Origin of the sequence: Trichocoleus sp. ST-U2 (genome assembly GCF_039961875.1) — a bacterium.
Taxonomy (GTDB): Bacteria; Cyanobacteriota; Cyanobacteriia; order Cyanobacteriales; family FACHB-T130; genus FACHB-T130.
Map to the genome: position 1 here is coordinate 1 of NZ_JAMPJY010000089.1, position 8008 is coordinate 8008.

Here is an 8008-nt window from a genome sequence, read left to right on the forward strand (position 1 = left end):
CAATTTCTTGGTGAATTTGGTCTGTGGATTAATTGCCTATTGCCATCAGCCCAAGAAGCCCTCTCTCAATATCAATGCGTTTTTCCTCCCTTCTGCTTAACCCGAACTCAGGTTAATTACTCTTGCCTCATTTCTGACAGTTAGAGGAATTAGAAGGTATTTAATATTTAAATATGGATTGATAAGCGAGACTATTTTATTAAGGAAATAAGTCATGTTTTGGGAATTTTAACAACACCATTTAAGTCATTTCATTCTATGAATGATTGAGGGATTGATTCCATTCGATATCGTTACGTGGCTCTAACGTATCTTATGCGAAAGATGAGTATATTTTTGGTAATGAATATGCTGACGGCGCTCGTCCTTCGACCTCTTAACTTTTTTTGCTATCTCAATTTCATCACTAGATCCGTAGGGAATATCTGTCACTTGTTTTTCTATTATCAGGTCATAGACAATATCTGCACCTTTCTTAATACTTTCTGTTAAGACACCAATACCAACATCTAACTGAGGTTTAACCTCATCACGAGGTATCACTTTTCCAGATGGTGATATGTCCGAGAAAAACTTTCTGACAGAGATGTGTTGTCCTTGGTTAAAACAAGCAGCATATTGAGAGGCGCGGAATTCATGAACAAATGGGCATCGATAGTATTTATATATAAGCGCGGCATATGTAAACTTGGTAAGCACAGCGTCTATATCCTTGATGATTTGTTCGGGAGGAATAGTGTTGTGTTTATGGCAGTTTATATATAAATCCTTAAGTTGATCAATTGTAGGATCGCAGTAAACTCTATGAGATTCATTCTGCTTTCTGTTATTGACCCATTGATTTTGAATCTCTTGCGTGAAAGGTTCCTCAATTTTATCTTTTTTCAAAAAGTAATTTAGGAAAGGGGTACTCACACGATCTAAATACTTCTCTACCTTTACATTCAGCAAAAAAGAGACAAATCTTTGTTGGTTGCCGATTTTTGTTGTTGGTGTGCTGAGTGCCTGCCATACAGACGATAAACCATCGAGAGCGGCAAACCCTACCACGTAGGCTTCAACAGAAAGATTTTGAAAAGGGTTAAACTCTGGAGGAGACAGCTCTAGCATATGTCCTCTTATGACTACCTCACTGTTAATTAACTTTTCACAAAGCAAAGCTCTGTAGTAATAAAACTTTTTAAAACGCTCAGCAAAATCTCTAACTTGGTTACTATCCATAACTAACTATAGTTCCATTAAAACTTTATGTATTATATTGTAGTACAATAGCTTTCTTATTACAACCATCTTTCTTCCACATCGGTAGAAGAAAGCTAGAGATTTTCCTGGATAAACATATTGAAAGCGATCGCCTAACTCAAACAGACCAAGACGCGATCGCTATTTAATTTAAGTTACTCCAACAACCAACCAAACAACTCTCCTACTGTAAGTTGCAGCTTACTAGCAAAAGATGGCACGGGAAGTTGTTGTTCTGGTTCATCAAATACTTCTAAAAGTTGATTTGGAAGATAAACAAATACCGTTTGCTCTTTTGGATCGAGCAACCAACCCATTTGAGTTGCATATTTTAGGCAATGCAGAATATTCTTTGTAACTTTCGTTTGGCTTTGGTCGGGCGATAAGATTTCAATTACCCAATCAGGAGCCGATTGGAAAACGTTAGCAACTTCGCCATTCTCATCGCGGGGAATTCTATCCCAGGTAAATACTGAGACATCAGGGACAATTGAACGTCCGCCAAAAGTACATCGCAGTTCTGAAAAAGCTCTTGCAATACGCTGAGGCTTAACAACTGTGTTGATAACCGTGGGTAGTTCTGTCTGAATTATGCTGTGTTTCCCCTGCGGCATTGGCTTTTGAATAATTTGTCCATCAATGTATTCACTGGCGGGTTTGGTTTCTGGCAGCTTCAGAAACTCTTCCAAGGTTAAGGGTTTAGATGGTGTCCGTACCATTTGCGATCGCCTCCAAAAGAACTCGGACGAGCTTTGTCTATTCTACGGGTCGCATCCAGTGAAGGAAGCCGGAATCAAACAACGATGTCCGGCTAGTAACGAAAGGCGCGAAAAGCCATTAAGAACGGATATGCTACGTGATCGCTTATCTTCCCATAACAGTTTTATTGTTTATACCGAATGGCGGGGTCGCTATTGCTGAGGTGTATATATACTTTTGTGAAATTAAGAAAATAGATTTCTATCTCAGGAGGAGTAAGGATGTACATCGTACAAATTGCCTCTGAATGCGCTCCGGTCATCAAAGCTGGTGGTTTGGGAGATGTCGTTTACGGGCTGAGTCGGGAGTTAGAAAATCAGGGAAATTGCGTCGAGCTGATTTTGCCTAAGTACGATTGCATGCGGTACGACCACATCTGGGGACTTCACGATGCTTACCGCGATTTGTGGGTACCCTGGTATGGCGGTAAAGTCCACTGTTCTGTTTATTGCGGCTGGGTACACGGGCGGCTGTGTTTCTTTATCGAACCCCACTCTGAAGATAATTTCTTCAATCGAGGCTGTTATTACGGGTGTAACGACGACAATATGCGGTTTGCGTTCTTCAGCAAAGCCGCTTTAGAATTTCTCCTCCAAAGCAACAAGCGACCCGATATCATTCATTGCCATGACTGGCAGACCGGCTTAATTCCAGTCATGCTCTTCGAGAATTACAAGTATGAGATGGGTCTTCAACGGGTTTGCTACACCATTCACAATTTCAAACATCAAGGGATGGGCGGTAAAGAGACCCTGTGGGCAACCGGGCTGAATAACGAATCTTACTACTTCACTTACGATCGCCTGCAAGATAACTTCAACCCTTTTGCCTTGAACTTTATGAAAGGGGGGATTGTTTATGCCAACGCTGTGACGACCGTTTCGCCCCATCATGCTTGGGAAGCCCGCTGCACCGAGATCGGCTCTGGTTTAGGTCATACTTTACATCTGCACCAGGATAAATTCACTGGGGTACTCAACGGTATTGATCCTGATTTTTGGAATCCCAACAGCGATCGCTATATACCCGCTCATTACAGCAAAGAGAATCTAGAAGGGAAAGCCGAGACTAAAAAAGCCCTCCGGGAGAGACTTTTGCTCCGCGACGTTGATAAACCCATCGTTGCCTACATCGGTCGCTTAGACGCTCAAAAAGGCGTCCATCTTGTCCATCATGCGATCTACTACGCACTCAACAATGGGGCGCAATTTGTATTGTTGGGTTCGGCAACGGAACCGGGAATCAATACCCATTTCCAGCACGAAAAAGCCTTTTTGAATGAGAATCCTGACGTTCATCTAGAACTTGGCTTTAATGAAGAGTTATCCCACCTGATCTATGCCGGGGCGGATATGATTATTGTCCCTAGCAACTACGAACCCTGCGGACTGACTCAGATGATTGGCTTAAAGTACGGCACGGTGCCAGTCGTGCGGGCAGTTGGTGGACTGGTGAATACTGTGTTTGACCGAGACTACGACCAAACAAAGCCCCCGGAAAAACGGAATGGTTTTGTGTTCGAGCACAGTGATGAGCCTGCGTTTGAATCAGCAATGGAGCGTGCTTTTAAGCTGTGGTACAACCATCCCGAAGAGTTTCGTCAGCTTGTCCTTCAGGGTATGGAGTATGACTATTCCTGGAAAGATCCAGGGGCGGAATATTTGAAGATTTACGACCAGATCCGACACAAATGAAGCGAAATTGCGATCGGTGGAATCTGTAAAGTAAGTCTTTTGTGGTTGTGCCTCGCTTTTGGGGGCACAATCTTACCTAACTTGGGTAGAGACCTTGGGTAGAGACGGCATTCTCTAACAAATTCTGTCAGAACTGCGATCGCGCAACAGAACGCTTGTTGATGGTTGGGGATTGGGCAACGACGAAAGCGATCGCGAAAGATTAATTTCCACGTAAATTTTGGTAACGATAAAAGGCGTAGGTGTCAAACATGGCTCCAGCAACACTACAGGTAAAACCGATTACCAGGAGACCTTCAATGGAACATCCGCTGCCGAAGACGGTAAGAAACTCTAAAATTACCGCTCTGCCGCACTGACTGACTGCTTCAAGGAGGGGAATGTAACCTAGTATGGACAGACTTGCCAACACACTAGCGAACAGCAGAATCGGGGCGGTGAAGCTAAGAAAACTCGTCAAGAGTAGGGAACGGAAATAGTTAGGCAAAATGTTCATGAAACCGTAAGTGCGAATGAACTGCCGAGCGGGGAATTGGGAACGATACTTTCAACTTCTATATACGATAGAAGCGATCGCTGTCACTATCCCGATCTGTCAGAAATCTTAAATAAACCTTAAAAATCTTGTTTAAAGTCCGTAAATATATCTCAGGAATCTCCTAGCGATTCCCCCGCCCGGAGCCAAGAGTGCTGAGCCAGAGCCGTGCAAACAGTACAAAAGAGATTCTTGTAGGTCGTCGCCACTCATCAGCTATGCTTTACAAAGTCGTTGAGTCAGCAGGGTATCCTTGAGCGAGACTCCTTCCAGTTCCAGCTTAGAGTTATGGGGTCAGCGGTTGCTGGCGGCGATTTTGCTGGGTGGGCAGGTGGTCGTTCACCTTCTGACAAAAAAAATCCATCGACGCAACACCCTCGACCAAATGGCGATGGTTGGCCCAGAATCTCTCTTAATTGCGTTGGTAACAGCCGGTTTTGTCGGCATGGTATTCACCATTCAGGTAGCGCGAGAATTTGTCAATTTGGGTGCCGGGAGCGCTGTGGGCGGAGTGCTAGCTCTTTCCTTATGTCGGGAACTTGCTCCCGTCCTGACTGCCGTGATTTTGGCGGGACGAGTCGGTTCGGCGTTTGCCGCTGAAATTGGCACGATGCGCGTCACCGAGCAAATCGACGCCCTCTATATGCTGAAAACCGACCCGATTGATTACCTAGTAATTCCCCGCGCGATCGCCTGCTGCTTAATGCTGCCAGTTTTAACCATTTTGTCTATCCTCACTGGCATGGCAGGGGGATTGCTCATTGCCAGAAATCTCTACGGAATTGCCCCAAATGTATTTTTAGAGTCTGCCCGGAATTTCCTGCAAGTCTGGGATTTGTGTAGTGCCTTAATTAAGGCATTTTTCTTTGGGGCGCTGATTGCCGTAATTGGTTGCAGTTGGGGCTTAACAACCACTGGGGGAGCAAAAGGTGTTGGACAATCGACCACCACAGCAGTCGTCACAGCTTTGCTAGCTATCTTTATTTCTAACTTTTTCTTATCGTGGTTGATGTTTCAGGGAACGGGCAGTGCCGTACTTAAAGGGGTCTGAGGCGGAAAACCTTTAAAATAAATAAAGTTGCAATCCTGAGCTTGAATCTCGAATCAGGATTTGAACTGCCGCCCCACTTCAGCTTGAACGCTAAGAAAGTGGGTAGGTCTAGTACGATAGTTTACAATATCGGGTTTATGCCTGTGACTACTACTACATCTTCTTTACCTTCACAAACTGTTGAACTGGCACCCAGCTACGCAATTCCTTTGGTGTTAGTAGCGGCTTCGATTGGGCTGTTATTCGTTCAACCTTGGGTGAGTTTAGCGATCGCTGCATTTGGTTTGTTCTTGCTGTTTCAGGCGGCAACGATTCGCCTGCAATTCACCGAAACAGCATTAGATGTTTATCGTTCCCAAACCTTAATTCGGCGTTTTCCCTACCAGGAATGGCAAAATTGGCAGATATTCTGGACTCCAGTGCCGATTCTGTTTTACTTCAAAGAAGTTAAAAGCATTCACTTTTTGCCGGTTCTCTTCGATCCCAAAATGCTAAAAACTTGCTTGGAACAACGCTGTCCAAAAGCAAGTGCGTAGGGATACACAGATGCGCGTCCTTACAGATGAGTAGTTAATTGTTAGTTGTTAAGTGTTAATTGTTAGATGAATTCAGACGAACCTCAAACCCAAGAACAAGAACAAGAGCAAGAACAAAAGCAACAGCCAGTTGTTGAAGCATCGGACAATTTAGAAGCGCCAGAAGAGGAAACTGTAACTGCGGATCCAGCCTCAGACAATCTTATAGCATTACAAATTGCCGCTGTTGTGGAGGCATTTGATGATTCAGAAGCGGAAATTGCCGCCGTTGTTGAGGAATCAGATAATTCTGAGGAGCCTGAGGAGCCAGATATAACTGTAGTCGCCGTTGTTGAGGAATCAGATAATGCTGAGGAGCCAAATATAACAGTAGCGATGCAAAATTCCGTCTCTGTTTTAGAGCAACGGGTGGCTGATTTACAACAGCAGGAAGAGGCATTAATTCAGGAAATTGCCGCCCTGCAAGCTTCTCATAATAAAGTTCTGCAAGACCAGATGGCTCAAACCCAAGCGGCGTTAAACCGTCTGGTGCAGGAGTCTTTGAACGATCTGGAACAACGCAGACAAACACTACAAATTTCCGTTGAACAACTGGAACGACGACGGGAACGCATCCGAGAGGAAATGCGAAGAACCTTTGCTGGCACCTCCCAAGAATTAGCCATTCGGGTGCAAGGCTTTAAAGATTATCTGGTCGGTAGCTTACAAGATTTGGTAGTAGCGGCAGAAGAATTGCAACTCCAGAAGGAACCAGAACCCCCCAAGGTAGTTCCAGTCGTGGAAGAGTCGAAGGCTGCATCGCCTGTAAACCCCAAATTTACAGAACAGAGCTTTCAATCAACTGCAAAACAAATTCGCAGTATTTTAGACCAGTACCGGACGCGACCTGACTATTATGGCCCGCCCTGGCAATTGCGTCGTACCTTTGAGCCGGTTCATGCGGAGCGAGTTGCGAACTGGTTTTTCACGCAAGGAGGAAGAGGCGCTTTGCGGACAATGGGCAGTCGCCTGCAAAATATCCTGATTGCTTCTTCCGTCATCTCGGTATTAAGCACGCTGTATGGCGATCGCGTTCGCGCCCTGATCCTTGCCAACTCCCCAGAACGATTGGGAGAATGGCGACGGGGTTTGCAAGACTGTCTGGGCATTTCCCGCTCTGATTTTGGTCCAGAGCAGGGAATCGTTTTGTTTGAATCCCCAGAAGCGGTTGTGCAAAAGGCAGAGCGTCTGGTTAAGGAACGGCAGATGCCGCTGATTATCATTGATGAGACAGAAGATCAGATTAATCTGTCGCTGCTGCAATTTCCTCTGTGGTTAGCTTTTGCACCCGATCCTCAGCAGATGTCCGCTGATATGAGATATTAGCGACAGACGAATTGAGCTACAAGCAAGAGGCGTTAGATGGGTCTACAGCTGGCTTTAAGTGGGGCATTGTTAATCGCAGCCTATCTCTTAGGCTCGATTCCTACGGGTTATTTGGCAGGACGCTGGCTCAAAGGGATTGATATTCGAGAGCAGGGATCTGGTTCTACGGGTGCCACCAATGTTCTCAGAAACCTGGGAAAAGGGCCAGCCATCGCGGTGTTACTGATCGATCTATTTAAAGGAGTCGGCGCGATCGCTTTGGTTTACGCCTTCTATGCCTTCGCGCCAACTTTTGCGCCAACGTCTGTCCTGCCTGTCACCTGGGAATCTTGGTTAGTCGCTGGCACCGGATTCGCTGCCAGCATCGGTCATAGTAAATCTGTCTGGCTGAACTTCACGGGCGGGAAATCAGTTGCCACGAGCCTGGGCGTTTTATTTGCCATGTCCTTACCTGTGGCGTTGGGAACAGCAGCGGTGTTTGGCACAGTTATTGCCTTTTCCCGAATTGTTTCCCTCGGTTCCATTGCGGGTGCGATCGCGGTTTCGGTTTGGATGTTGATTTTCAAACAGCCCTTACCTTATCTAATCTTTGCGATCGCTGGCGGTATCTACGTCATCTGGCGACACCAGAGCAACATTGAGCGTTTACTTGCCGGTACCGAACCCCAAATCGGTCAAAAATTATCAACAGAACCCGAACAAAGTTCCTAACTTAACGTCAGTTCGGGTTAAGCCGAAGGCAGCAAGTTGTGGTCAATGGCAATCGCTGGCTTCTTCGGTTGATGGCAGTAGGCAATCAATCCGCAGAGAATGTTGACAAAGCAGT

The 8008-nt window shown here is 45.6% G+C and carries 8 protein-coding genes and 1 pseudogene; 6 read left to right on the top strand and 3 right to left on the bottom strand.

Features of this window, described 5'->3' with window-relative positions; genetic code table 11:
* Positions 1 to 100, top strand: a pseudogene (locus NC996_RS27850) (IS982 family transposase); the annotation flags it as partial.
* A 203-nt stretch (positions 101 to 303) separates the two neighbouring features.
* On the opposite strand, the gene NC996_RS27855 reads toward NC996_RS27850, so the two are convergent.
* Both NC996_RS27855 and NC996_RS27860 read right to left on the bottom strand, forming a co-directional pair.
* The gene (locus NC996_RS27855; protein WP_190688304.1) at positions 304 to 1221 is read right to left on the bottom strand and encodes a hypothetical protein; all 918 of its coding nucleotides are present in this window, start codon (positions 1219 to 1221) and stop codon (positions 304 to 306) included.
* Positions 1222 to 1397: 176 nt separating this feature from the next.
* Positions 1398 to 1961, bottom strand: coding sequence for a Uma2 family endonuclease (locus NC996_RS27860; RefSeq protein WP_190688307.1), 564 nt, complete (start codon positions 1959 to 1961; stop codon positions 1398 to 1400).
* Between the two features lie 261 nt (positions 1962 to 2222).
* Between NC996_RS27860 and glgA the strand changes: the two genes are divergently transcribed.
* Positions 2223 to 3695, top strand: a complete 1473-nt coding sequence (gene glgA, locus NC996_RS27865; protein ID WP_190688309.1) for a glycogen synthase GlgA — start codon at positions 2223 to 2225, stop codon at positions 3693 to 3695.
* Between the two features lie 202 nt (positions 3696 to 3897).
* Here glgA and NC996_RS27870 read toward each other — a convergent pair whose 3' ends face one another.
* Entirely contained in the window at positions 3898 to 4191 is a 294-nt protein-coding gene (locus NC996_RS27870; protein WP_190410742.1) for a hypothetical protein, read from the bottom strand.
* A gap of 292 nt (positions 4192 to 4483) precedes the next feature.
* Here NC996_RS27870 and NC996_RS27875 point away from each other — a divergent pair, with 292 nt between their 5' ends.
* The 4 genes from NC996_RS27875 (at position 4484) to plsY (ending at position 7893) form a co-directional block, all read left to right on the top strand.
* Positions 4484 to 5281, top strand: coding sequence for an MlaE family lipid ABC transporter permease subunit (locus NC996_RS27875; RefSeq protein WP_190688312.1), 798 nt, complete (start codon positions 4484 to 4486; stop codon positions 5279 to 5281).
* 137 nt (positions 5282 to 5418) lie between these two features.
* A complete protein-coding gene (locus tag NC996_RS27880) occupies positions 5419 to 5817 on the top strand; it encodes a DUF3119 family protein (RefSeq protein ID WP_190410744.1) in 399 nt (132 codons plus the stop codon).
* 66 nt (positions 5818 to 5883) lie between these two features.
* Positions 5884 to 7182 (top strand): DUF3086 domain-containing protein, encoded by a 1299-nt coding sequence (locus NC996_RS27885; RefSeq protein ID WP_190688315.1) that lies wholly within the window; start codon positions 5884 to 5886, stop codon positions 7180 to 7182.
* Positions 7183 to 7218: 36 nt separating this feature from the next.
* A complete protein-coding gene (plsY, locus tag NC996_RS27890; protein ID WP_190410746.1) occupies positions 7219 to 7893 on the top strand; it encodes a glycerol-3-phosphate 1-O-acyltransferase PlsY in 675 nt (224 codons plus the stop codon).
* Positions 7894 to 8008 lie beyond the last annotated feature (115 nt).

What these genes read in the sequence shown, in the direction of transcription:
- NC996_RS27880 (WP_190410744.1), top strand. Translation starts at nt 5,419, where the DNA reads ATGCCTGTGACTACTACTACATCTTCTTTACCTTCACAAACTGTTGAA.
- glgA (WP_190688309.1), top strand. Translation starts at nt 2,223, where the DNA reads ATGTACATCGTACAAATTGCCTCTGAATGCGCTCCGGTCATCAAAGCT.
- plsY (WP_190410746.1), top strand. Translation starts at nt 7,219, where the DNA reads ATGGGTCTACAGCTGGCTTTAAGTGGGGCATTGTTAATCGCAGCCTAT.
- NC996_RS27870 (WP_190410742.1), bottom strand. Translation starts at nt 4,191, where the DNA reads ATGAACATTTTGCCTAACTATTTCCGTTCCCTACTCTTGACGAGTTTT.
- NC996_RS27855 (WP_190688304.1), bottom strand. Translation starts at nt 1,221, where the DNA reads ATGGATAGTAACCAAGTTAGAGATTTTGCTGAGCGTTTTAAAAAGTTT.
- NC996_RS27860 (WP_190688307.1), bottom strand. Translation starts at nt 1,961, where the DNA reads ATGGTACGGACACCATCTAAACCCTTAACCTTGGAAGAGTTTCTGAAG.
- NC996_RS27885 (WP_190688315.1), top strand. Translation starts at nt 5,884, where the DNA reads ATGAATTCAGACGAACCTCAAACCCAAGAACAAGAACAAGAGCAAGAA.